The sequence below is a fragment of the Pseudomonas saxonica genome (assembly GCF_007858365.1).
GTDB classification, from domain to species: domain Bacteria; phylum Pseudomonadota; class Gammaproteobacteria; order Pseudomonadales; family Pseudomonadaceae; genus Aquipseudomonas; species Aquipseudomonas saxonica.
Genome location: NZ_VFIO01000002.1, coordinates 354637 through 379216, shown reverse-complemented (window position 1 = coordinate 379216; position 24580 = coordinate 354637). Strand labels below are relative to the sequence as shown.

Annotated in this window: 26 protein-coding genes; 10 read left to right on the top strand and 16 right to left on the bottom strand. The window is 57.2% G+C overall.

Annotation, left to right across the window (positions count from 1 at the left end; translation table 11 throughout):
* Positions 1-138 precede the first annotated feature (138 nt).
* From FJD38_RS08820 to ubiE, 10 genes are all read right to left on the bottom strand, one after another.
* Positions 139-1698 carry a methyl-accepting chemotaxis protein gene (locus FJD38_RS08820; protein WP_146384902.1) on the bottom strand — a complete coding sequence of 520 codons (1560 nt, stop codon included), beginning with the start codon at positions 1696-1698 and terminating at the stop codon, positions 139-141.
* 163 nt (positions 1699-1861) lie between these two features.
* Complete coding sequence (locus FJD38_RS08815) at positions 1862-2572, bottom strand: 16S rRNA (uracil(1498)-N(3))-methyltransferase (protein WP_146384901.1); 711 nt, start codon at positions 2570-2572, stop codon at positions 1862-1864.
* A complete protein-coding gene (tatC, locus tag FJD38_RS08810; RefSeq protein ID WP_146384899.1) occupies positions 2569-3369 on the bottom strand; it encodes a twin-arginine translocase subunit TatC in 801 nt (266 codons plus the stop codon). The genes FJD38_RS08815 and tatC overlap by 4 nt, the downstream gene beginning before the upstream one ends.
* Before the next feature lie 4 nt (positions 3370-3373).
* On the bottom strand, positions 3374-3781 hold the full coding sequence (gene tatB, locus FJD38_RS08805; RefSeq protein WP_122785221.1) for a Sec-independent protein translocase protein TatB: 408 nt from the start codon (positions 3779-3781) through the stop codon (positions 3374-3376).
* 10 nt (positions 3782-3791) lie between these two features.
* Positions 3792-4070 (bottom strand): twin-arginine translocase TatA/TatE family subunit, encoded by a 279-nt coding sequence (locus FJD38_RS08800; RefSeq protein ID WP_019825245.1) that lies wholly within the window; start codon positions 4068-4070, stop codon positions 3792-3794.
* 24 nt (positions 4071-4094) lie between these two features.
* Positions 4095-4427 (bottom strand): phosphoribosyl-ATP diphosphatase, encoded by a 333-nt coding sequence (locus tag FJD38_RS08795; RefSeq protein WP_122785220.1) that lies wholly within the window; start codon positions 4425-4427, stop codon positions 4095-4097.
* Positions 4420-4821: a phosphoribosyl-AMP cyclohydrolase gene (hisI, locus tag FJD38_RS08790; protein WP_122785219.1), complete on the bottom strand. Its 402-nt coding sequence runs from the start codon at positions 4819-4821 to the stop codon at positions 4420-4422. The genes FJD38_RS08795 and hisI overlap by 8 nt, the downstream gene beginning before the upstream one ends.
* 79 nt (positions 4822-4900) lie before the next feature.
* On the bottom strand, positions 4901-6505 hold the full coding sequence (gene ubiB, locus FJD38_RS08785; RefSeq protein ID WP_146384897.1) for a ubiquinone biosynthesis regulatory protein kinase UbiB: 1605 nt from the start codon (positions 6503-6505) through the stop codon (positions 4901-4903).
* Complete coding sequence (locus FJD38_RS08780) at positions 6502-7125, bottom strand: ubiquinone biosynthesis accessory factor UbiJ (RefSeq protein ID WP_146384895.1); 624 nt, start codon at positions 7123-7125, stop codon at positions 6502-6504. Before FJD38_RS08780 ends, ubiB begins: the two co-directional genes overlap by 4 nt.
* Positions 7125-7895: a bifunctional demethylmenaquinone methyltransferase/2-methoxy-6-polyprenyl-1,4-benzoquinol methylase UbiE gene (gene ubiE, locus FJD38_RS08775; protein WP_122785216.1), complete on the bottom strand. Its 771-nt coding sequence runs from the start codon at positions 7893-7895 to the stop codon at positions 7125-7127. Before ubiE ends, FJD38_RS08780 begins: the two co-directional genes overlap by 1 nt.
* Positions 7896-8038: 143 nt before the next feature.
* On the opposite strand from ubiE, the gene FJD38_RS08770 reads away from it, so the two are divergent.
* From FJD38_RS08770 to FJD38_RS08755, 4 genes are all read left to right on the top strand, one after another.
* Positions 8039-8314, top strand: coding sequence for a polyhydroxyalkanoic acid system family protein (locus FJD38_RS08770; RefSeq protein WP_122785215.1), 276 nt, complete (start codon positions 8039-8041; stop codon positions 8312-8314).
* Positions 8315-8598: 284 nt separating this feature from the next.
* Positions 8599-8916 (top strand): hypothetical protein, encoded by a 318-nt coding sequence (locus FJD38_RS08765; RefSeq protein ID WP_122785214.1) that lies wholly within the window; start codon positions 8599-8601, stop codon positions 8914-8916.
* A 157-nt stretch (positions 8917-9073) separates the two neighbouring features.
* Entirely contained in the window at positions 9074-9400 is a 327-nt protein-coding gene (locus tag FJD38_RS08760; RefSeq protein WP_122785213.1) for a hypothetical protein, read from the top strand.
* 223 nt (positions 9401-9623) lie between these two features.
* Positions 9624-10340 (top strand): phasin family protein, encoded by a 717-nt coding sequence (locus FJD38_RS08755; RefSeq protein ID WP_146384893.1) that lies wholly within the window; start codon positions 9624-9626, stop codon positions 10338-10340.
* Between the two features lie 49 nt (positions 10341-10389).
* On the opposite strand, the gene FJD38_RS08750 is transcribed toward FJD38_RS08755, so the two are convergent.
* From FJD38_RS08750 to FJD38_RS08725, 6 genes are all read right to left on the bottom strand, one after another.
* Positions 10390-10767: a gamma-butyrobetaine hydroxylase family protein gene (locus FJD38_RS08750; protein ID WP_122785211.1), complete on the bottom strand. Its 378-nt coding sequence runs from the start codon at positions 10765-10767 to the stop codon at positions 10390-10392.
* Positions 10768-10947: 180 nt separating this feature from the next.
* The gene (gene hslU / locus FJD38_RS08745) at positions 10948-12282 is read right to left on the bottom strand and encodes an ATP-dependent protease ATPase subunit HslU (protein ID WP_122785210.1); all 1335 of its coding nucleotides are present in this window, start codon (positions 12280-12282) and stop codon (positions 10948-10950) included.
* Positions 12283-12350: 68 nt separating this feature from the next.
* On the bottom strand, positions 12351-12881 hold the full coding sequence (hslV, locus tag FJD38_RS08740) for an ATP-dependent protease subunit HslV (RefSeq protein WP_122785209.1): 531 nt from the start codon (positions 12879-12881) through the stop codon (positions 12351-12353).
* A gap of 186 nt (positions 12882-13067) precedes the next feature.
* Complete coding sequence (locus tag FJD38_RS08735) at positions 13068-13760, bottom strand: SPOR domain-containing protein (protein ID WP_122785208.1); 693 nt, start codon at positions 13758-13760, stop codon at positions 13068-13070.
* Between the two features lies 1 nt (position 13761).
* A complete protein-coding gene (argS, locus tag FJD38_RS08730; RefSeq protein ID WP_122785207.1) occupies positions 13762-15498 on the bottom strand; it encodes an arginine--tRNA ligase in 1737 nt (578 codons plus the stop codon).
* Between the two features lie 227 nt (positions 15499-15725).
* On the bottom strand, positions 15726-17945 hold the full coding sequence (locus tag FJD38_RS08725) for a primosomal protein N' (protein ID WP_146384891.1): 2220 nt from the start codon (positions 17943-17945) through the stop codon (positions 15726-15728).
* A 219-nt stretch (positions 17946-18164) separates the two neighbouring features.
* Between FJD38_RS08725 and rpmE the strand changes: the two genes are divergently transcribed.
* From rpmE to FJD38_RS08695, 6 genes are all read left to right on the top strand, one after another.
* On the top strand, positions 18165-18416 hold the full coding sequence (gene rpmE / locus FJD38_RS08720; RefSeq protein WP_019825265.1) for a 50S ribosomal protein L31: 252 nt from the start codon (positions 18165-18167) through the stop codon (positions 18414-18416).
* Positions 18417-18421: 5 nt separating this feature from the next.
* Positions 18422-19249, top strand: a complete 828-nt coding sequence (locus tag FJD38_RS08715) for a thermonuclease family protein (protein WP_122785205.1) — start codon at positions 18422-18424, stop codon at positions 19247-19249.
* Between the two features lie 180 nt (positions 19250-19429).
* Positions 19430-20698, top strand: coding sequence for a malic enzyme-like NAD(P)-binding protein (locus FJD38_RS08710; RefSeq protein ID WP_122785204.1), 1269 nt, complete (start codon positions 19430-19432; stop codon positions 20696-20698).
* Positions 20699-20891: 193 nt separating this feature from the next.
* Positions 20892-22958, top strand: a complete 2067-nt coding sequence (tssI, locus tag FJD38_RS08705; protein ID WP_146384889.1) for a type VI secretion system tip protein TssI/VgrG — start codon at positions 20892-20894, stop codon at positions 22956-22958.
* Positions 22955-23809 (top strand): DUF4123 domain-containing protein, encoded by an 855-nt coding sequence (locus tag FJD38_RS08700; protein WP_146384887.1) that lies wholly within the window; start codon positions 22955-22957, stop codon positions 23807-23809. Before tssI ends, FJD38_RS08700 begins: the two co-directional genes overlap by 4 nt.
* On the top strand, positions 23806-24579 hold the full coding sequence (locus FJD38_RS08695) for a hypothetical protein (RefSeq protein ID WP_146384885.1): 774 nt from the start codon (positions 23806-23808) through the stop codon (positions 24577-24579). The genes FJD38_RS08700 and FJD38_RS08695 overlap by 4 nt, the downstream gene beginning before the upstream one ends.
* The last annotated feature ends 1 nt before the right edge of the window (position 24580 follow it).

The window sequence follows — 24580 nt, the reverse complement described above, 5'->3', positions numbered from 1 at the left end:
CTCTCCCAAAGGGAGAGGGGACTGCTTGAACTGTCTTTGCCTTTAGCCCCCTCTCCCTCCGGGAGAGGGGGGTCTGATCTGCTTTTGCTTTTAGCTCCCTCTCCCTCCGGGAGAGGGCTGGGGTGAGGGTCAGCTTTTTTAAACTTTAAACCGCCCCACCAACGTTTGCAGATGCGAGCCCAGCCGCGCCAGCTCAACACTTGACGCGGCAGTCTCTTCACTCGCCGCGGCGGTCTGCTCCGACACATCTCGCACATTCAATACACTGCGGTTGATCTCTTCAGCCACGGCGCTTTGCTGTTCGGCGGCGGCAGCAATCTGCTGGTTCATCGCTTGAATGGCCGACACGGTACGGTTGATATTGCCCAACGACTCACCCGCACGGCGAGTCAATTCAACGCTGCTGTCCGTTAGTGTGCGGCTGTTATCCATGCTGCTGGATACTTGCAACGTTCCGCTTTGCAACCCGGCAATCAGCTCTTCGATTTCTTCCGTGGATTTTTGTGTGCGCTGGGCAAGGCTGCGCACTTCGTCAGCGACCACTGCAAAACCACGACCTGCCTCACCCGCGCGCGCCGCTTCAATGGCTGCGTTGAGCGCCAGCAGGTTGGTTTGCTGGGCCACAGATTTGATCACATCGAGCACGCTGCCAATTTTGTCACTTTCGCGCTTGAGGTGGCCCATGGCCTCTGTCGAGTGACCCACTTCTATGGCCAGTTTTTCAATCTGAGCTATGGCTTCGCCCACCACCTTGTCGCCTTCGCGTGCCTGTTGATCTGCCGCCAGAGCCGCTTCCGAGGCTTCTTCAGCATTGCGCGCCACTTCTTGCACCGTCGCTGTCATCTCATGCATAGCGGTGGCGACCTGATCGGTTTCCACTTTCTGACTGTTGACCCCAGCACTGGTTTGCTCGGTCACGGCCGAAAGCTCTTCGGCCGCGCTGGCAATCTGAGTCACACCATCGCTGATGCCTTCAACCAACGCTCGCAGCCCCTCGGTCATGCCTTGGACCGCTTGCTGTAGCTGCCCCAGTTCGTCGAGCCGGTCTGTCGGGGGCGCCTGGGTCAGATCACCGGCCGCCACGCGCTTGACGATCTTGAGGGTGTGTTGCAGCGGGATAACGATCTGCCGTGTGATGGCCCATGCGGCCAAGATGCCCACTACCAAAGCCAGCACTGTGCAAATGGTCAGCAGACGTTTGGCCTGGTTACTGTCTTGGTCGCGCTTGGCGGCTTGCAGTGTCGAGAGCTTTTCGCTCAACTCGATCAGCTTGGTGCCTTGCTGGTGCATGCGCTCAATAGCCTGTTCGCCATCTTGAGCAAGTCTGGACAACGCCTGTCGATAGTCGGTGACGGCTGCCAACTGTTGTTGCACCAGCGCGATGTCATCTGGGGCAACAAGTTGCATGCGCGACTTCTCGAGCGCGGCGTCCAGTGCATTCAATTGTTCATTGACGGCCTTGAGGTTCTGGTCGGTAGCGCGCAGCTCATAGTCGAGGCGAGCAATGCGCAAATCTTTGGTCAAGCCAATGATCTTTGACAGGTTGGCCAGCTTGTCACCCCGGTCAATCACTGAGACCAGTCCATTCCAGCCCGTGGCAGCTATCAGCAAGGTCAAAACAAGCACGAGGCCAAAGCTGACACTGAGTTTGCGGTTGACGCTGATATTGCCAAGAAGTTGAACCAGCCGACGGTACATGATGACGCTCCTTTGATTGACTCGACGCACACGACGACAAGCCGTCCATTGCCTACAAAAGGCATCGGCTTGTTATGGAAGAACTGTAGGCAGTTAGATTTAAAGTGTGACGAGCATCACCCGTAACCGCTGCCGCAGGCTGCGATTACGGGAGAGAGGGGGGTCAGAACAACCGGGCGAGCAGGGCGGTGACGGCGGTTTCGACCCGTAGAATGCGCGGGCCCAATTGCACTGGTTGCAGACCGGCCTTGGCCAGCAAATCGATTTCGTAAGGAATCCAGCCGCCTTCCGGACCAATGGCCAAGGTCACGGGCTGTTCCAGGCCCCGTGGGCACGCCGGGTAATCACCCGGATGGCCAACCAGACCCAGCGTACCCTCGACCAGCGCGGGCAGACGGTCTTCGACGAAGGGCTTGAAGCGTTTTTCGATGACGATCTCGGGCAGTACGCTGTCCCGGGACTGTTCCAGGCCCAGAATCAATTGTTCGCGAATGGCTTCGGGCTCCAGAAACGGCGTTTGCCAGAAGCTCTTTTCAACCCGGTAGCTGTTGACCAGCACCACGTGATGGACGCCCATTGAAGCAATGGTTTGCAGTACCCGGCGCAGCATCTTCGGGCGTGGCAAGGCCAGTATCAAGGTCAGCGGCAGCTTTTCGGGCGGTGGCTGGTCAAGGCTGAGGATTTTCAGCTCGGCCTCTTTGGCCTCCAGCCTCAGCAACTGCGCATTGCCCATCAAACCGCCAATACGCCCGACTCGCAGGCTGTCGCCTACCACGGCGCGGTGAACGTCCTGCATGTGCGTCAAACGGCGGTCGCGCAGGATGACGCGGTCGTCTGCAATGAAATCAGCCTCTTCGAGGAGCAGCAGGTTCACGCTTGCGGTGCTGGCGGTTGGGCGTTGTTATCGCGCTCGGACTGTTCGTCCGGGTGGTCGCCACGTGTGTTCTTGCTGACCAGGCTGCCAAACAGAATGCCGATCTCAAAGAGCATCCACATCGGAACCGCCAGCAGGGTCTGCGAGAAAATATCCGGCGGAGTCAGAATCATCCCGACTACAAAGCAGCCAATGATCACGTACGGGCGGATTTTGCGCAGGTATTTGACGTCGACAATGCCGATCCACACCAGCAGCACCACTGCCACGGGGATTTCAAAGGCCACACCAAAGGCAAAAAACAGGGTCATGACGAAATCAAGGTAGCTGCTGATGTCGGTCATCATGGCCACGCCCTCGGGGGTTGCGGCGGCGAAAAACTTGAACACCAGCGGGAACACCAGAAAGTAGGCGAAGGCCATGCCGGCGTAGAACAGAAAGATGCTGGAAACCAGCAGCGGCACGGCAATGCGCTTTTCATGCTTATACAGGCCGGGCGCGATAAAGCCCCAGATCTGATGCAGGATCACCGGGATCGCAATAAACAGCGACACCATCATGGTCAGCTTGAGGGGCGTCAGGAAGGGCGAGGCCACGTCGGTGGCGATCATTGTGGCACCCACCGGCAGGTATTCACGCAGTGGCGTGGAAACCAGCGTGTAGATCTGCTGAGTGAAGGCGAACAAGCCGACGAAGATGATGAAAATCGCGGCAATGCAACGCAACAGACGGGTGCGCAGCTCAGTCAGGTGCGAGACCAGCGGCATTGGCTGGTCGTGTTCAGGCTTATCGCTCATGCGCTTAAGGGGCTCGCGGTGGCAGGGTTGGGTCGTGGGGCGCTGCCGGTTGAGGCGCTGTGTCGGATGGCGCCTTGTTCAGGCTGATCGGCGCATGGCTGGCCGTTTCGACAGGCGATGGCGACTCGGGTGTCTGGCTGGGCGTAAGCGGCTTAACGGCGTCCTGAAGCGGAGCCAATATCTTCTTGGCTTCCTCTTCCATCGACAGAATGTGTTCGTTGTGCAGCTGGCGACGAATCTCATCGGCGCCGATTTCACGCTCCACTTCTTGTTTGATCGCATTGAAACTGCGCTTCAAACGACCGATCCACAGGCCCGCCGTGCGTGCGGCACCTGGCAGGCGCTCGGGGCCAAGTACCAGCAAGGCTACCAGGCCAACGAGCAGCAGTTCACTGAAGCTGATACCAAACATTAGGGTCTGCTCACACGTCTTTGCGGGTCGGCTCTTCGACTTTTTGCGCCTGCACGTCAATGGTGTGCGGCTCGTTCAGCGTCGAAGTGGTGTGGGGTTGTGGCGCGGCAGTGGGCTGTGCAGGCGGAACCACGGGCTCAGCAGGCTTTTCGTCGTCGTTCATGGCTTTGCGAAAGCCCTTGATCGACTCACCCACATCAGTGCCGAGGTTTTTCAGTTTTTTGGTGCCGAAGACCAGTACCACGACTACCAGAATGACGATCCAGTGTTTCCAGTCAAAAATACCCATGATCTTTTCCTCTCCAAAACAAGGTTAGGCAGATGGCCGCGAGGCTTTTTCCACGTGGCCGGAAGTGCCGATACGACGCTCAAGTTCATCCAGTACAGCCTGAGGGTGCAGGCCCAGTTGGGCGAGCATGATCATGCTGTGGAACCATAGATCGGCAGTTTCGTAGATAACGTCGCTGTAATCGCCGCTGATGGCAGCATCTTTGGCGGCGATGATGGTTTCAACCGACTCTTCGCCGACTTTTTCCAGAATCTTGTTCAAGCCCTTGTGGTACAGGCTGGCGACATACGAGCTTTCTGGCGTGGCACCTTTGCGTGCTTCGAGCACTTGGGCTACGCGGCTCAGGGTGTCATTCATGGGAGTGTCCTGCGTGATAAATGGCATGCGGGTCTTTAAGCACCGGGTCGACGGTCTTCCATTCGGCGTTTTCGTACACCCGATAGAAGCAGCTCTGACGTCCGGTATGGCAGGCGATGTCGCCGATTTGCTCGACCATCAGGATGATCACATCAGCGTCACAGTCCAGGCGCATTTCATGCAGCTTTTGTACGTGACCTGATTCTTCACCCTTGCGCCACAGTTTGCCACGTGAACGTGACCAGTAAATGGCACGGTTTTCAGCAGCGGTCAGGCTCAGCGCTTCGCGGTTCATCCAGGCCATCATCAAGACGCGCCCGGTTTTGTGATCCTGGGCAATCGCCGGCACCAGGCCGTCGCTGTCCCATTTGATTTCGTCCAGCCACTCTTTCATGTTCGACTCCGACAACCGACCTTGACCCTCTGGTCAAGGCTCGGTGATTTCACAGTTTGCCAGCCTCGCCCGGAGCTGGCTATCGGCGCACGATCAGATACAAGCCGACCGCCAGCATGATCCCCGCAGGCCAGTAGCCCAAGGTGTGGAGCGGGCCAATACTGGCCAGTAACGCACCTGCGGCCAAGTGTCCGGCACCGAGCAGGCGCAGGAACCAGCTGTCCCTCGGCTCGCTGATCACCAGCTTCTGATTTTTGGCATGGGGCTGCGACATACGCTCCAGCAAATCACGGGTCATGTCGGCCAAGTGCGGTATCTGCTCGACCTGGCTGTGCAGGTTGCGCAACAAGGTTTTGGGGCTGACGCGTTCACGCATCCAGCGTTCGAGGAACGGTTGGGCGGTGCTCCACAGATCCAGATCCGGGTACAGCTGGCGGCCCAGCCCTTCGATGTTCAGCAAGGTTTTTTGCAGCAATACCAACTGCGGCTGGACTTCCATATTGAAGCGTCGCGCCGTCTGGAACAGGCGCATCAGCACTTGCCCAAAGGAAATCTCTTTCAGCGGTTTCTCGAAAATGGGTTCGCATACGGTACGGATCGCCGCTTCAAACTCATTGAGCTTGGTGTGTGCCGGCACCCATCCCGAATCAATGTGCAGTTGCGCCACTCGGCGGTAATCGCGTTTGAAGAAAGCAAACAGATTGCGCGCCAGATAATCCTGGTCTTCGGGCGTAAGGCTGCCGACGATGCCGCAGTCGATGGCGATGTACTGCGGGCTCCATGGGCTGACGGTGCTGACAAAGATGTTGCCGGGGTGCATGTCGGCATGGAAGAAACTGTCGCGGAACACTTGGGTAAAGAAAATCTCGACCCCGCGCTCGGCCAGCAGCTTCATGTCGGTGCGCTGATCGGCAAGGGTGGCCAGATCGGTGACCTGAACCCCGTAGATGCGCTCCATCACCAGCACTTTGGGGCGGCACCAGTCCCAGTAAATCTGCGGCACATACAGCAGCGGCGAACCTTCGAAATTACGCTTGAGCTGGCTGGCGTTGGCCGCTTCGCGCAACAGGTCAAGTTCATCGTAGATGGTCTTCTCGTAATCGCTGACTACGTCGACCGGGTGCAGGAGGCGGGCGTCTGCACTCAAGCGTTCGGCAATTTTGGCCAGAATAAACAGCCAGGCCAGGTCTGAACCGATGATCGGTTTAAGACCAGGGCGTACGACCTTGACCACGACTTCTTCGCCAGTCTTGAGCTTGGCCGCGTGCACTTGTGCCACAGACGCGGATGCCAGCGGCTCAATGTCGAAACGGCTGAACACGTCGCTGATTTTGGCGCCGAGTTGTTCTTCGATCAGTTTGACCGCGACCTGCGGGTCGAACGGTGGCACGCGGTCTTGCAACAGCATCAACTCATCGGCAATGTCTTGTGGGAGCAAATCGCGACGAGTGGAGAGAATTTGCCCGAACTTGATAAAGATGGGGCCCAAATCCTGTAAGGCCAGACGCAACGCAGCGCCGCGGCTCAGCTCAAGCTTTTTACGTGGGAGCCAGCGCCACGGCAGCGCATAGCGCAGCGACAGCAACCACCACGGCAAGGGCAAGGCGAACAGCAGGTCATCCAGGCGGTAGCGAATGACAACGCGCTGGATACGAAACAAACGGCGTATGGCAAGCAACTTCATGCGTTATCGCTGGTATTGAGGGACCGGCAGAGGCGCTCGAAGCGGGCCTCAAGACGATCCAGGTCGAGTTTGAGTTGGTCGAGCTCATCAAAGCGCGCTTGCGCCTCACGTTCTCCGACCAAAGTGCGAGCTTCTTCACTCAGGTATTCAGCGAGATTCTGATTGAGGCTGGCAAAACCTTGCTGATACCAATGGGCGCGGCTGCGCACATGGCCACCGACCAAGGCAGTAGCAACGGGGCCGATCCAGCGCGAGAGTTCGTATTCCCAGTCCAGCTCAAGATCTTGCAGAACCGCCGCCAGTGCCATCAACACATGGCTGTCGCCTTCAAGCTCGACTTCGGGGCTGTGCAAAATACGGGTTTTGTCTTTGCTCAAGACTAAACGCAGCAAGCTGGATACAGGGGCGCGCAAGGTGCAATCTGCATCGGCTGCCCAGTGGGTAGCCAACAGCAGGCCTTCATCGCTAGGCAGAATGAACAGGTGCAGTGCGGGGCTTGCGCACTCCACTGCAATCACCTTGCCGGTCAACGGCTGCAAGCGAGCCAGCGCGGTACTGTCCAATCGCAAGACACGATTGATGCCGGTTTCGACGCTGGCGAGAAGGCCCCTGAGCAACATCAGGGTTTAATACCGCGATGCAGTGCAACAATGCCGGACGTCATGTTGTGATAAGTCACACGGTCAAAACCGGCTTCGACCATCATCGACTTGAGTGTCTCTTGATTCGGGTGCATGCGGATCGACTCGGCCAGATAGCGATAGCTTTCCGGGTCATTGAGGATCAGCTTGCCGACCATTGGCATGAAGGCGAATGAGTAGGCGTCATAGACCTTGGACATCAGCGGGTTGGTCGGCTTGGAGAACTCGAGCACCAACAAACGGCCGCCTGGCTTGAGTACGCGCAACATGGAGCGCAACGCGTCTTCTTTGTGGGTCACGTTACGCAGGCCGAAAGCGATGGTCACGCAATCGAAATAGTTGTCCGGAAACGGCAGCTTTTCAGCGTCAGCCTGAACGAACTCGATATTGCCCGCCACGCCTTTGTCCAGCAGGCGGTCACGGCCAACCTTGAGCATGGAAGCGTTAATGTCGGCCAGCACCACTTGGCCGGTCGGGCCAACAAGGTGCGAGAACTTGCGCGCCAGATCGCCGGTGCCGCCCGCGATGTCCAGCACCTTGTTGCCCGGACGAACGCCAGACAACTCGATAGTGAAACGCTTCCACAGGCGGTGCATGCCACCTGACAGAACGTCGTTCATCAGGTCATATTTACCGGCCACGGAGTGGAAAACCTCGGCGACTTTTTCCGCTTTCTGGCTTTCTGGAACGTTTTTGAAGCCGAAGTGTGTGGTGGGTTCGGCATCGCTGCCTTTGCGCTGATCAGTCATATCGCTGTCACCAAAAGAGAATGCTGGCCATTCTAATCCTGCTTGCCGGCTTTGTCTTGGCCGGGCTCGCTGGCGTGTCATTGCGAGCCGCGCTGGGCGGGCAATGTCCGTATAGTGGCAGGCTTTTCTAGCAGGAGTGAGCAATGGCCCGCATCAACGTTGAACGTGCCCATAACCTTGGCCTTGAAGCCGCCCGCGAAAAAGCCCAGCCGTTGGTTGAAAAGCTGGCCGGGCAATACGGTCTGACCCCGACCTGGCAGGGCGATACTGTAAAACTTAAGCGCTCCGGCGTTAACGGCACGCTGGAAATCGGCGAAAAAACAGTCAAGGTCGATGTAGAGCTGGGCATGCTGATGTCCGCGATGAGCGGCATGATTCAGTCAGAAATTGAACGTTCATTGGACAAAGCGCTGGCTTGAGCCTGGCACCTGCCCAGCGGTCAACCTGCGACGTGTCGAAGGGCGATGTCAACGTTATGGCATCGCCTTCAATGCAGTTTGAGAGTCGCTTGGGAGTTTTGATCGGTAGGAAAGAGCGGGTGATGAAGTAAACTTATTTAAATCGTCAGGTGTGAAACAGCCAAGAGACTTTATCTAGCGCAGTTGTTGGTTTTTTTTAGTGCGTGTTGGCGAAGTTGGCAATTTTCAATGAGTGACTAGTATGGGTATCGAAGGAACACAATAACCCAATTAGGAATTCAAAAATGTCGCTGTATTTAAACGCTGTTGTTCATAACCCAAAAAACATGTCCGCAACAGAAATCGCTGCAAAAGTTGAAGGTGTGCTTGAAGAGTTCGTGTCTTCGCGAGATTTGAAATGGGCACCTGTTGTTGAATTGAAGTCAGGTATTAGCTACGTGGTTCAAACTGAAGCTGGGGACATGACCGGTTTTGTCAGCATCAATGGCTTCCGCGTCGTCTTTCTGATGGCGGGTGCAGCCGCAGAGGATGACGCCTGGACTGCAGAAGGCGATGCCATTGAACTGATGGAGCGGGCATTCCCCAACTCTGTTGAAGTCTGAGTGCTCGACGCGAGTCATGTCCAATCGTGATGTGGCGGCTGTTAGCGAAATGATCAACGGCTAACGGCTTATTGAAACGTCAATTAAAGTGGCGCCTTTTTATAAGGCCCACTTTTTATTGTGCGTGTTTGACTGTTTATTCTTTAGGGAGCGGAGAATGTCTCATTATATATTTACCGTTGCACGCACTTCTGACATTGGTCACGCCGTTGCACGGGAAAAAGCCGAGCGTGTTCTTCAATTATTTATCGCTGCGCATGCCGCACTTATGTACCGAGAAGAAGTAAAGGCAGAGGGGGTCGTGGAATATTTAATTCATGACGCCGAGGGGGCCGAATTCGGCAAGGTTCTGGTCTATATGAACAGCGTTATATTTATGACCTACGGGCCATTGGCGGAAGCTGAAGCCTGGAGCTCTGAAAGTGAGATCACTGACTTGATGGACGGTGAGTTCGAAAATGGCAAGGTGAGTGCTTCTGCCTGAATTGTGCACTTCGCAGCGACCCTGTTTGGCCATTTGCGCGTTTGGTGGCGTCATCTTTTCTGATGTGTGCGGTGTTTTTTTGGCTCTTCACCGATAAACAGAGTTTCAAGCTTGAATCGCAGGCATTTTGCGTCTAAGCATGATTGAGGTGAACACCGTGTTCATCTTGGTGAGTTGCTGCATTGGCTGATCGACGTCACCACTGGGCATAAAGGGGAACACGATGACTGCTAAAAAACCGACTGCGCAACAAAGCCCTTCATGGGTAGGTAAAGTTGAAAAGTATTCCCGAAAAATCTGGCTGGCGGGTTTGGGGGTCTATTCGAAAATCGATACAGACGGTAGCAGCCTGTTCGACAGTCTGGTCAAAGAGGGTGAAAAAGCAGAGAAGCTGACAAAGGCAGGCGAGCCTAAAACGGCAAAGTCATCAACACGCTCTAAAGTGGACGACGTTAAAGAGTTGGCATTGGGTAAGTGGAGCGAGTTGGAAGAGGCATTCGACAAGCGTCTGAACAGTGCCATTTCACGTTTGGGTGTACCCAGTAGCGAGGAAGTGAAAGCGCTGCACGCCAAGGTTGAGACGCTCACCCAGCATCTTGAAAAACTCACTGCCGCCGCGGCAAAAGTAGCGGCGAGCAAATCCCCTGCCGCAAGCAAGCCGGTACCTGTCAAGGCGGCTGCCAAACCTGCGGTCGCCAAGCCGGCGAGCCGTGCCACCGCCCCGGCTAAACCTGCTGCAGCGAAGTCTGCTGCTGCCAAGCCTGCCGCCAAGCCTGCGGTTAAACCGGCTGCCAAGGCACCTTCAGCCCCTGCCAAGCCTGCCGCCAAACCCGCTGCTGCCAAAGTGGCTACGAAAAAGCCTGCTACTCGCAAAAAAACCACCCAACCCAACGCCACCCCGGCAGCGGCCACGCCGCCACTTGAAAAAACCTCAAGCTGACGAACCCTGGCAGACCTGGCTGTGCCCGACGGCCCTTGGTAGCGGGTGCTTAGAGCATCAACTTCACAACGGAGACAGCTGGGTCTCGCGTTTTACCGGCTTTTTTCAGCTCTTCAAGGTAGTCCGCCCACAAAGCATCCTGGCGTTTACCCAGTTCGTAAAGGTAGTCCCAGGTAAACAAGCCGCTGTCGTGGCCGTCATCGAAGGTGAGCTTTAGCGCGTATTGGCCCGCAGGTTCGACCTTGCTCAAGCCGACATCGATTTTGCCGTATTGCAGGATCGGCTTGCCGTGACCCTGCACTTCGGCAGAAGGCGAATGCACACGCAAAAACTCGGCAGGCAAGGTGTAAACCTCGTCTGGCCCATAGGTGAGCGAGAGGGTTTTTGAGACTTTATGCAGTTTGATAGCTGTAGGAAGCTTGGTCATTGCCTTGGGTCCGTCAGAGTTAATGTGCCTTAAGCCCAGGCACAAACACAGTAGCCGCTGACGCAGGTCGCGATCGCCAATCGTATCGGCGCAGGATCCAGGGATCACTGAAGGCTTTTTAGCCTTATCGCAGCCCTCGCAGCGGCTACAAGTGCTGTGTACACCCTTGCGGGTAGAGGTTTACAAGATGTAGCGCGAGAGGTCTTCGTTCTCGGCCAATTCACCCAAGTGGCTGTTCACATACTCGGCATCGATGCGAATCGGTTCCTCTTGATGAGCGCTGGCGATATCACCGGCACTGAAAGACACCTCTTCAAGCAGGCGCTCAAGCAGCGTGTGCAGGCGGCGAGCACCGATGTTTTCGGTTTTCTCGTTAACCTGCCAGGCAATTTCTGCCAAGCGCTTGATGCCTTCTGGCATGAACTCGATGTTCAAACCTTCGGTCTTCAGCAGCTCGCGGTATTGCTCAGTCAAAGAAGCATGCGGCTCGCTGAGAATGCGCTCGAAGTCTTCAGGCGACAAAGCCTTGAGTTCAACGCGGATTGGCAGGCGGCCTTGCAGTTCGGGCACCAGATCGCTTGGTTTGCTCAGGTGGAAGGCACCCGATGCGATGAACAGGATGTGGTCGGTTTTGACCATGCCCAGCTTGGTGTTGACGGTGCAGCCCTCGATCAGCGGCAGCAGGTCGCGCTGCACGCCTTCGCGAGATACATCGGCACCGCCGACATTGCCACGCTTGGCCACTTTGTCGATTTCATCGATAAACACAATGCCGTGTTGCTCTACGGCTTCCAGAGCTTTGGCTTTGAGTTCTTCATCGTTAACCAGGCGGCTGGCTTCTTCGTCACGCACCATTTTCAGGGCTTCTTTGACTTTCAGCTTGCGGTTTTTGCGCTTGCCTTTGCCCATGTTGGCAAACAGGTTCTGCAACTGGTTGGTCATTTCTTCCATGCCAGGCGGCGCAGAAATATCGACACCGGCGACGTCAGCCACTTCGATTTCGATTTCTTTGTCGTCCAGTTGACCTTCACGCAGGCGTTTGCGGAACAGTTGGCGCGTGTTGGAGTCCTGCGGCACTGCGGCTTCTTCGCCAAAGGTGCGAGGCGGTGGCAAGAGGGCATCGAGGATGCGCTCTTCGGCCGCTTCTTCAGCACGGTGGCGAACCTTGACGATTTCCTGTTCACGCAGCAGTTTGATGGCGGCATCTGCCAGATCACGAATGATCGACTCAACGTCGCGGCCGACATAACCGACTTCGGTGAACTTGGTGGCTTCTACTTTGATGAACGGTGCGTTGGCCAGCTTGGCCAGACGACGTGCGATCTCGGTTTTACCTACACCGGTCGGGCCGATCATCAGAATGTTTTTTGGTGTCACTTCAACGCGCAGTTCTTCGGGCAGTTGCATCCGGCGCCAGCGGTTACGCAGGGCGATGGCAACGGCGCGTTTGGCGTCGTCCTGGCCGATGATATGGCGATTGAGTTCGTGGACAATTTCGCGGGGAGTCATGGACATGGTAATTGGCGTTCCTCTAGCTAAAGTAAGGGTCACAAACGGGCAGGCGTGCTGTCCCGGCAGGCGTCTTAATTAGCGAGGTCCTGCTCCTCGATAGTGATGTTGTGGTTAGTGAATACGCAGATGTCGCCAGCGATACCGAGTGCGGTTTCTGCGATTTCGCGGGCCGAAAGGTCGGTTTTCATCAGCAGGGCGCGGGCTGCCGCTTGGGCAAATGCACCGCCAGACCCCATTGCGATCAAGCCATCTTCAGGCTCAACCACGTCACCGTTGCCGGTGATGATCAACGAAGCGTCTTTGTTGGCAACCGCCAACATGGCCTCCAGGCGGCTCAGCGAGCGGTCGGTACGCCATTCTTTGGCTAACTCGACAGCAGCACGAACCAGATGGCCTTGATGTTTCTCAAGCTGGCCTTCAAAGCGTTCGAACAAGGTAAATGCATCGGCGGTGGCACCGGCAAAACCGGCGATAACCTGACCGTGATAGAGGCGACGAACTTTTTTCGCGTTGCCTTTCATCACGGTATTGCCAAGGGAAACCTGGCCGTCGCCAGCCATGACGACTTTGCCGTGACGGCGTACTGAAACGATGGTGGTCAAGGGAGAGTCTCCACGCAGCGGGGCGAAAATGCCTGATGGAAATACATATGGGGGTTGTAGTCGGTTTTTCAACCGTGGGGAGGGAATGTCGATGAGTGGAGCAAGACGGGGAGGGGATAAGCATCGCGAGCAAGCTCGCTTCTACAGCGTCCATGTATCTCTGTAGAGGCGAGCTTGTGAGCGTTTTTAGCGGCGCTGTTGCAACAGCAAATTATTGAACCCGCTGCCGGCCAATTGCTTTTGAGCAACGGTCAGTTGGTCGCGGTTGGTGAACGGCCCGACCAGCACGCGGTACCAGGTTTCATCCTTGACCGTGCCGGCCTCAACGGTGGCGGTTTGCCCCAGCAAGATGATTTGCGCACGTACCCGTTCAGCATCGGCCTGTTTGCGGAACGAGCCCGCTTGCAGGAAGAACTTGGTGACGGGTGCCGCTTTTATCACAGGCGGCGCCGGTGGTGGCGTGACGCCACTTAGCGCTGCCTGGGCGCGAGCCGTGTCGATTTTCGCGGCCTCTGCAGGCGTGACCGGTACCACGGGCGCCGCTTGTGGCGTTGGCGGGGTTTTTTCCGGCACGGCATCAGGTGGCACGATCACTTCTGACTCGGGCAGCAACGTGTAGAAGTCGTACTTGGGCTTGGCCGGCTGGGTCGGGCTAGGTGCCGTTTTATTGGCGTGCTCGACCTGTGAGGCTTTTTGCTGCTCTTGCTTGACCCGTTTTACGTCGTCGCCCTTGCCGGGTTCGAGTTTCATCAAGAACACAATAAAGGCGCCCACCGTGAGGCCAATAGCCATCCACAGCCAACCCGGAATGGGTTGTTTGGCGGGCGCCTGGTACCGACTGGCGCCTCGCTTGGGTGCAGGCTTCTTTTTAGCGGCCAACTTACATGCGCTCCAGAGTTTCCAGACCCAGCAATTCCAGGCCTTGCTTGAGGGTGCGGCCCGACAAGGCAGCCAAACGCAGGCGGCTTTGCTTCTGTGCTTCGTCTTCTGCGCTCAGGATCGGGCAGTTCTCGTAGAAACTGGAGAACAGGCCGGCCACTTCGTACAGGTACGTGCACAGCGTGTGCGGGGTGCCTTTTTCGGCGACGTGATTCAGTACTTCGCTGAACTGAGCCAATTTGGCCGCCAGTTCTTGTTCTTGTGGTGCTTGAAGAATGATGTGGCCTTCAACTTCATCGAAGTTCTTGCCCAGCTTACGGAACACGCCCGCAACACGGGTGTAGGCATACAGCAAGTAAGGTGCGGTATTGCCTTCAAAGTTCAACATCAGGTCGAAGTTGAAGCTGTAATCGCTGGTGCGGTGCTTGGACAAGTCGGCGTATTTCACCGCGCCAATACCCACCACTTTGGCGATGGCACGCAGTTCTTCTTCGGCCAGCTCCGGGTTTTTCTCTTTTACCAGCGCGTAAGCACGTTCTTTGGCTTCGTTGAGCAGGTCAATCAGTTTGACCGTGCCGCCGTCGCGGGTTTTGAACGGGCGGCCATCCGCGCCGTTCATGGTGCCGAAGCCCATGTGTTCCATTTCCATCGGGTGGGTAATGAAACCGGCTTTACGGGCGACGGCGAACACTTGCTGGAAGTGCAGGGCCTGACGCTGGTCGACAAAGTACAGGGCGCGATCGGCCTTCAGTACGCCGCTGCGGTAGCGAATGGCCGCAAGGTCGGTGGTGGCATACAGATAGCCGCCGTCCGCCTTGACGATGATCACCGGCAGGGGCTCGCCTTCAGCGTTTTTGAATTCGTCGAGGAACACGCACTGGGCGCCATTGCTCTCGACCAACATGCCTTTGGCCTTGAGGTCGTTGACAACGTTGATCAGGTCGTCGTTGTAGGCGCTTTCGCCCATCACATCGGCCATGGTCAATTTGACGTTCAACTGCTCGTAGATTTTCTGGCAGTGCGACAGCGAAATGTCTTTGAACTTGGTCCACAGCGCCAGGCACTCCGGATCGCCGGCTTGCAGCTTGACCACCAGGCTGCGGGCACGGTCGGCAAACTCGGGCGACTCGTCGAAGCGTTTTTTAGCGGCGCGGTAGAAGTTTTCGAGGTCAGACAGCTCGTCGCTGGTGATCGGGTTTTCTTCCAGATAGGCCATCAACATGCCGAACTGGGTGCCCCAGTCGCCAACGTGGTTTTGGCGAATTACATCGTCACCGAGAAATTCCAGTACCCGTGCCACGCCATCGCCAATGATGGTCGAGCGCAAGTGGCCCACGTGCATTTCTTTGGCCAGGTTCGGCGCGGACATGTCGACCACGGTGCGCATGGCGGGTGTCGACTTGCGCACGCCGATTTTCTCGTCGGCCAGTGCCGCATCGAGGCGCGAAGCCAGGGCTTGGGTGTTCTGGAAGAAGTTCAGGAAGCCCGGACCGGCGATCTCGGTCTTGCTGATCTGCTCATCGGCCGGCAGGGCGGCGATGATTTTTTCAGCCAGGTCGCGCGGCTTCATGCCGGCAGGCTTGGCCAGCATCATGGCAATGTTGCTGGCGAAGTCGCCGTGGGTTTTGTCACGGGCGTTTTCCACCTGAATCGCTGGCGTCAGGCCTTCAGGCAACACACCTTCTGTGACGAGTTGATCCAGGGCTTTTTGAATAAGCTGGCGAATGGTGTCTTTCATGGTCTTCTCTTTCAACCGCAAGCGCGGTAGCGCTTTAGTGCGCAGGTGGAAAAACTGGGCATTATCCGTTGCCGGGTCGGCCTTGCCAACCTTAGCAGCCGGGCTTTGTTAAATCTGTAGCCGCTGCCGCAGGCTGCGATGGGGCGCGTATCAAACCTGCTTTTGAATAAAAGCGAAGGTCCAGCGGCCCTTATCGCAGCCTTCGGCAGCGGCTACATGGACGCGGGTCAATAAAGATCGACCGGGTCCACGTCCAGCGACCAGCGTACTTGTCGACCGCTGGGCATTTGCTCCAGCACCAGCAGCCACTGGTTCAGCAGTCGATGCAGCGGTGCCCGGGCATTGGCCTGAAGCAACAGTTGGGCACGGTAGCGTCCGGCGCGGCGCTCCATCGGTGCTGGTACGGGGCCGAGCAGCTCGATACCGCTCAAGTTTAGCTCGCCCAGCAAACGCTCGGCCTCGCTGCACGCCTCGTCCAGAAAACCTTCAGCTTGCCCCGGCTTGTGAGCCTCGGCGCGCAACAGTGCCAGATGAGCAAAGGGCGGCAAGCCTGCGGCACGACGCTCGCTCAAGGCTTGTTCGGCAAAGGCGAAGTAGCCTTGCTCCGTCAGCTGAATCAGCAGCGGATGGTCGGCCAGATGGGTCTGGATGATCACCTTGCCTGGCTCTTCGGCGCGCCCCGCACGGCCCGCGACCTGAACGATAAGCTGGGCCATGCGCTCGCTGGCGCGAAAGTCGCCCGAGAACAAACCGCCGTCGGCGTCCAGAATCGACACCAGCGTTACCCGGGGGAAGTGATGACCTTTGGCGAGCATTTGCGTACCGATCAAAATGCACGGCTGGCCTTTTTGAATGGTGGCAAACAGCTGGTTCATCGCGTCTTTGCGCGAGGTGCTGTCGCGATCGACCCGGAGCACGGGGTAGTCAGGGAATAAAATTCCTAACCGTTCTTCCGCCCGCTCGGTGCCGGCACCTACCGGTCGCAAGTCGACTTTACCGCACTGCGGGCAGTTGCGCGGCACGCGTTCGACGTAGCCGCAGTGATGGCAGCGAAGCTCACCCGAGCGCTGATGAACCGTCATGCGTGCATCGCAGCGTTGACACTCCGACATCCAGCCGCAGTCATGGCACAACAAGGTCGGGGCAAAGCCGCGGCGGTTGAGAAACACCAGAACTTGCTGGCCCGCCGCCAGGGTTTGGCCGATGGCTTGTTGCATCGGGCCGGAAATACCGCTGTCCAGCGGGCGGCTTTTGACATCCAGCCGAAGGAAGCGTGGCTGCTTGGCACCACCCGCCCGTTCATTCAAGCGCAGCAGGCCATAGCGGCCCGTGTAGGCGTTATGCAAACTTTCAAGTGAAGGGGTCGCGGAACCGAGCACAATTGGTATGTTTTCTTGTCGGGCGCGCACCAGTGCCAGGTCGCGAGCGTGATAGCGCAAACCTTCCTGCTGCTTATACGAGCCGTCGTGCTCTTCGTCGATGATGATCAGGCCCGGGTTTTTCATCGGTGTGAACAGCGCCGAACGTGTGCCAATAATAATGTCGGCCTCGCCATCACGAGCGGCCAGCCAACTTTCCAGCCGCTCACGATCGTTGACCGCCGAATGCACCAGCGCAATGCGTGCATTAAAGCGTTGCTCGAAGCGGGCGAGGGTTTGCGGGCCGAGGTTGATCTCCGGGATCAATACCAGCGCTTGTTTGCCAGCCTGCAGCGTTTCGCGAATCAGCTGCAAATACACCTCGGTTTTGCCGCTGCCCGTGACGCCCGCCAATAAAAAGGCATGGAAGTGATCGAAACCTGCACGTATAGCCTCGTAGGCGGCCCGCTGTTCGGGGTTGAGCGGCAGCTCGGGCTGGGCCAGCCAGTGCTCATGGCGTTCACTTGGCGCATGGCGGCGTACCTCGACGGTCACCAGGCCCTTGGCCAGCAACAGGTCGAGGCTGTCTTTGCTCAGCATCAATTTGCTCAGCAGTTGATGCGCCACCCCATGGGGGTGTTGCGCCAGCGTGGCCAGAGCTTCTCGCTGACGCGGCGCGCGGGCCACGCGCGGGTCGTCAAGCTGGGCGCCGGGGGCTATTTGCCAAAAGCGTTCCTGACGGGTCTCAGCCAGCTCGCCCTGGCGCAGTAAAACCGGCAGCGCCCAGCTCAGGGTGTCGCCCAGGCTGTGCTGGTAATACTGCGAGGTCCATAAGCACAGCTTAAATAAAGAAGCTGGCAGCGGTGGCGTCGCGTCAAGCAGGGCGATGGCGGGCTTGAGCTTGTCGGCTGGCACGTCGCTGTGATCAACCACTTCGACTAAAATGCCGATCATTTCGCGCCGCCCGAACGGCACCCGCAAGCGCATCCCGGGCTGCAATTGCTCACGTCGAACGCCCGCAGGCGCCCGGTAATCGAACAGGCGGCGCAGGGGGGAAGGCAGGGCAAGGCGCAATATGGCGTCGGGCACGCGGGGCTCTCAAGTGATGAACGGCAAAGATGGCCCGGAGCCTAGCAGACAACGGGGGCGGGGACTAAAACCCATGTCAGGCAAATACGAAAGAAATCAGGTGGAGCATGCTTGGCCGCTTGCGTCAATGCAAAGGTCTGGTATTATCGGCGCCCTAAATTTACGTGCGGTATTCAACAATGGTGTTGAGTGGCGGCACGCTAGCCTGAGGAATACCCCATGAAAGCCGATATCCATCCAGCGTACGAAACAATCCTGGTAACTTGCAGCTGCGGCAACAAGTTCGAAACTCGTTCGAACCTGTGCAAACCACTGGGCACTGACGTATGCAACGAGTGCCACCCGTTCTACACCGGTAAGCAAAAAACTCTGGACATTGGCGGTCGTGTTGATCGCTTCAAGACTCGTTTTGGTGCTTTCGGCGCTAAAGCAGCCGCTCCAGCAGCAGAAGCAGAAAAAGCAGCCGAGTAAGGCTGATGACCTTGGGCAGCCTTTCGAGTCTGGCCGGGTTATTGAAAAAGGCGTCCCTTGCGGGCGCCTTTTTTGTGCCCGCGATTTGGCTTTCGGTGGTGCAGGCGCAAGCGCTGTGCCCCGCACCTCAGCCGGTGTCGTACGCGCAGGTAGAGCGCGTGGTCGATGGCGACACCCTGCGCCTCAAGGATGGTCGCAGCGTGCGCATGATCGGCCTCAATGCACCCGAAACCGGCAAAAAGGGCCAGAGTGCCGAACCTTTTGCCGACGCCGCCCGCAAGCGTCTGCAAAGCTTGGTGGCGCTCAGTGACGGGCGCGTAGGGTTGTTGCCCGGCAAGCAGGCCAAGGACCGTTACGGGCGAACACTGGCCCATGTCTTTGGTGCCGACGGCAGTAATCTGGAGGCGCAGTTGTTGGCGGATGGCCTGGCCTATCAAGTCGCAATAGCACCCAATGTCGAGTTGCTGGATTGTCAGCAAGCCGCCGAACGCCGCGCCCGGACGAACGGTGTCGGGCTATGGCGGCAATCGCCGGTTGTCTCAGCCCAGAACATTAACCGCTCAGGTTTTGCCGTGGTCGGGGGTAAGGTCAGTAAGGTGCAACGCAATCGCGGCGGGCTTTGGATTGATCTGCAAGGCGGATTGGTCGCGCACATTGCACCCAATGACCTGGGCAATTTCGATCAGAAAACCTTCGCTAAGCTACAAGGCGCTCAGGTCGAGGTGCGTGGCTGGGTGCTGGATCGTTCGCGCCGCGGTGGATTGAAAACCGGACAAGCGCGCTGGATGTTGCCATTGACTCATCCGGGGATGCTCAAGATCATTTCCAAATAAAATTGTAGACAATTTTAAAGCGTAATTGTGGACACTACAGGCCTTGCGCAGCGCGGGTCTTGGTCCAAAGTAGTAGGGCAAAGCGCTTGACACTGCTGACCGGTCAGTCTTGTCGGGACTTTGCGACACGCGTATGCTCGGCGATCCGTCTGTCCAACAGCAAAAAAGCGGAACGCCCTTATGTCTGATTTGAAAACCGCTGCTCTCGAATACCATGCCCAGCCCCGCCCAGGGAAACTGAGTGTCGAGCTCACCAAGCCTACCGCTACTGCCCGCGATCTCGCGTTGGCCTATAGCCCGGGTGTAGCCGAACCAGTGCGTGAAATCGCCCGCGACCCTGAACTTGCCTACAAATACACTGGCAAGGGCAACCTGGTCGCCGTTATCTCTGATGGCACCGCCATTCTGGGTCTGGGTAACCTCGGCCCGTTGGCTTCCAAGCCTGTAATGGAAGGCAAGGGCGTCCTGTTCAAGCGCTTTGCCGGTATCGACGTATTCGACATTGAAGTTGACGCCGAAAGCCCGCAAGCCTTTATCGACACCGTTAAACGCATCTCCATCACCTTCGGCGGCATTAACCTCGAAGACATCAAGGCACCTGAGTGCTTTGAGATCGAGCGTGCGCTGATCGAACAGTGCGACATCCCGGTGTTCCACGATGACCAGCACGGTACCGCCATCGTAACGGCAGCCGGCATGATCAACGCGCTGGAAATCGCTGGCAAAACCCTGTCCGACGCCAAAATCGTCTGCCTGGGTGCTGGCGCTGCGGCCATCTCCTGCATGAAGTTGCTGGTGAGCATGGGCGCCACGATCGAAAACATCTACATGATCGACCGTACCGGCGTGATCCATTCCGGCCGTGACGACCTGAACCAGTACAAGGCGGTCTTTGCTCACGCCACTGAAAAACGTACCCTGGCTGATGCCATGGACGGCGCAGACGTGTTTGTTGGCCTGTCGGGTCCAAACCTGCTGAGCGCTGAAGACCTGCTGCGCATGGCGCCTAACCCGATCGTGTTCGCCTGCTCGAACCCTGATCCGGAAATCTCGCCAGAGCTGGCTCACGCCACCCGTAGCGATGTGATCATGGCCACTGGCCGTTCGGACTACCCGAACCAGGTCAACAACGTACTGGGCTTCCCGTTCATCTTCCGTGGTGCACTGGACGTTCGCGCCAAGCGCATCAACGAAGAAATGAAAATTGCAGCGGCCAACGCACTGCGTGAACTGGCCAAACTGCCGGTACCACAAGAAGTGTGTGACGCCTACGGCGGCATCAAACTGGAATTCGGTCGTGAGTACATCATCCCGAAACCGATGGACGTGCGCTTGATCACCCTGATCTCGGATGCGGTAGCCAAAGCGGCCATCGAAACCGGCGTTGCGACCCTGCCGTACCCGAAAAACTACCCGCTCAAAAGCGTGGATGACGTGTTCAACGGCTAACCCCGTCTAGCGTCAAACCAAAGCCCCGGCATTGAAAAGTGTCGGGGCTTTTTGGTTTTTGCTCCCAGTGAGCCGCTGCTTAAATACATCGCAGAACCGAGCTAGCAACTTCTTTTAAAGTTTCAGAATCCCCCTACAACGTGACTACCGGTCTGTCCGTTAATGTTCCTCCTTTATCGAGGGGGAATTCAGGATGTCAGCATTAGCCCGCCAGCACCGTTTCAGTTTGACAATCCCAGGCTCCCCGCATGAGCTTCGGGTATTAGCCTTTAAAGGTCATGAGGCCATCAGCAGGCCTTATTGCTTCGAGCTTGAACTGGTGAGCGAGCACCCGACTTTGGACGTCGAGATCTTGATGCACCACACCGCCTTTCTGGCGTTCGATGAGCGTCTCAACGGCATTCACGGGCAGATCCACAGCGTTAAACGCTACAGCCCTGATGCCCGGCTGACCCGCTACGACCTGACCCTGGTGCCCAGCCTGGCCTACCTGGAACACCGCACCAATCACCGGATTTTCCAGAACCTCACTGTTCAGCAAATCATCGAACAGTTGTTAAGCGAGCACGGCATTCTCAGCGATACCTATACCTTCGCTGCCTTCTCCCCTTCACGCCCGCGCGAGTACTGCGTGCAGTACGGCGAGTCCGATTTGTATTTTCTTCAGCGTTTGTGTTTTGAAGAGGGTTTTCACTATTACTTCAAGCATTCGCCTGACGGCCACCTCTTGGTATTTGGCGATAAGCAGCAGGCGTTTACCCCGTTAAAAGAGGTCACGCCTTTCATCCAAAACAACGGGATGGTGGCGGCAGGGCCGTCGATCAATCACTTTGCAGCGGGCGTGAGCAAGTGCATCAAGCGCACCGTACAGCGTGATTACGACTTCCAGACAGCCAGTCGCACACTCGAGGCTGACAGCAGTGGCCCACTCAATGGGCCCCCCTTTGAAAGCTACACCTACCCCGGTGGCTTTAAGGACAAGGCCCGGGGCGAGCATCTATGCCAGATCGCCCTTGAGCAGCACCAAACCGGTTACTACCGGGGCAGAGGCAGCAGCGATCAGCCGATCTTGAGCAGTGGGCACTTTTTGCAGATGAGTGAATACCCGCGCGTGGACTGGAACTGCCGCTGGCTGCTGACCCGGGTTCAGCATGAGGGCAGGCAGCCGCAGGTTCTGGAAGAGCAGAGCCGGGTTTCCCCGCCCAGCGAGCCGGGTGAATGGACGCAGGGCTATCGCAATACCTTTGAGGTGATCCCCGCGGACGTCACCTTCCGGTCGCAGGAAATTTACCCCAAGCCGCGCATAGGCACCCAAACGGCGCGCGTGACTGGGCCTGCGGGCGAAGAGATTCACTGCGATGAGTTCGGCAGGGTTCGGGTGAAATTTCACTGGGATCGCAGCGGCATTGAAAACGAGCAAAGCAGTTGCTGGGTGCGGGTGTCATCCAGTTGGGCGGGGGAATACTACGGGGTCGTGACGACCCCTCGAGTGGGCATGGAAGTACTGGTGAATCACATCGAAGGTGATCCAGATTTTCCGGTTATTTCGGCGTGCCTGGCCAATAGCATCAACCCGGTCCCGCTTGATCTGCCCGCCGAACAAAGCCAAAGCGTCTTTCGCAGCCGCAGCACCCCCGGCGGCCGGGGCCGCAACGAACTGCGCATCGATGACCGTCAAGGGCAAGAGCTGATCTATGTGCACGCCCAGCGCGATATGAAACAGCACATCAAGCACGACAGCCGGTTACACATCGAGGGTCAACAACAGGTCACGGTGGTCGGCGACAGCGTGACCGTGCTCCAGGCCGAGGATCACCTCACCATCACATGCGACCGCAGAGAGTACATCAAGGGCAGCGATCACCTGCAGGTCGCGGGCAGCAGCCATACCCGAGTAGGCAACGTAATGACAGTCGAAGCCGGGCAGCACGTGCATCTTCAGGCAGGCGCCCAGTTTGTGCTCGACGCCGGGGCCAACATCACCTTGATGGCGGGCGGTCAGCATCTCGTCATCGGCCCCAGCGGTATTTTTAGCAGCAGCCCCATCCAAGAAGGCGGCAAGCCAGTGCGGGGTGTACCTGCCATGCCCTTGTTGCCCGGCCAATTCGCCCATGACTTGCCCCCGCAGGCCCTGCCGCTGCACATCGCCCCCTCGCAACTGTCCCTGATGACGGCATCACGTGCCCTTGGTGCCGATATTTGCCCGTTATGCGAGGCCTGTCGAAACGGCCTGTGTGTGCCTGAAGGAGTTGCGCAATGAAATTGCCGTCCCCCGTTCAATGGATAGAAGTACAGCGTAAGCGGGGTCATGAACTGTGCTTGATGCTGGACACGTTCGATCAGAAACCGGTGCTTAAGGCGCTCTTGAATGGCCGCGCCCATGACCGGTACAGCAGCCTCTATAGCCAGACGCCTATCGCTGAACTGGCCAGCATCGGGCCTTTTCTGATTGTGCTCGACAGTGGCGACACACAACCCCTCACCGAACTGTTAAACAGCCCTGAACGTCACTGGGGCTGGCTGGTGAGCATTGCCGCGCAGGATTTTGCCGCACTGGTACAGCATTGGCGCGAGCGCATCCTGGTGGGGCAGCGGCCTGATCAAGGCATCTATCGCTTTCACGACAACCGGGTACTGGGCAGGGCACTGCCGTTTTTGTCGCCAGAGGCGCTACCGGCGTATATGGGGCCAGCCATTAGCCTGTGTTACTGGCAGGGTGAACACTGGCTCAGCGCCGATAACCCGACCCCGGGTCAGCACCCTTTGCCTGAGCAACCGCAATGGTTACAAGTGCCTTTGCCGCCCGAGCAACGGGCGCGCATACGAGAAACCAACGCCCATCGTTTTTTGCTGGCCCATCATCAGGTTGCCTACCTGCAATTGGCCGAGCATCGGGACCCTTTCGCCTGGCTACGCCAGCAGCGGGAAAAGGCCGAAGGCTGGGGATGGCATGCGCCCCGCCAACTGGAATTGTTATTGGCCAGCAGCTTGAGCACCCCTGAATTCGAAATGCCCGTGCAATGGCATCCGCGTCCTTATGAAGAACCCAGTGAGCACTTTGAACGGGTGTACCAGGACGCGAAGTTATTACAAGGCAAAGGCGCAGCATGAAGCGCTGGTTAGTGGCTTGTGCAGGGATAGCAGGTATTGGGGCGGCAGCCTATGGGTACTTTAAAGAGCCCAACACCTTTACCTTCACCGTCGATATGCCGCCGGGATTTAAATATTCGGCGGCGGTGTATTACGTGCCTGCGCCGGGTGAGACGTGCGAGGTGGCAACGAAGGATAATTTAGCGCCCACATTCAACTACAGGTGGTGGAAGTCTTATGAGCCAGACGCGGTTATAGAGATTCGTCGAACCCGTAAAGGCTGCCCGTTGGTGGTGTACAACATCAAGTTGGAGATTTATGCGGTTTATGGGCCTACATGGGCAGATTTCGGCTCGACTACTGCACAGGTCGTTATCAAGGAAGGATTGGATGAAATTGATATAGAAAGTTTCAGTGATGCCGGAGAAAGTACTTTTTTTGGGGAGTGTGATTGGAAATTTCGAACCTCCGGAAAAACCCGCGTGCTACGGAAATCGCTCGACTGTAAAGATGTCAATGTCGGACGCTCTTCGACGCTTGGTGGGCCAGTGGCTGGGTACTTACCAGATCAATTACCAGGAAAGACGGTGCGGTTAAAACTCAAATTGTCCAATAAAGAGCGTCCCTCTATGGGGGATACATGGGTTGAGTTTCCTAATGGTTGGAAGCGTTGCATGGGAAAAGGGTTTGAAGATCAATACGCATTTTGTCGTGGTAACACACAGGATTTCAGTCATTTCATAATGGCTGACGGCAAACAGTGCACTATCTATCCGGGTTGTACGGAGTGAG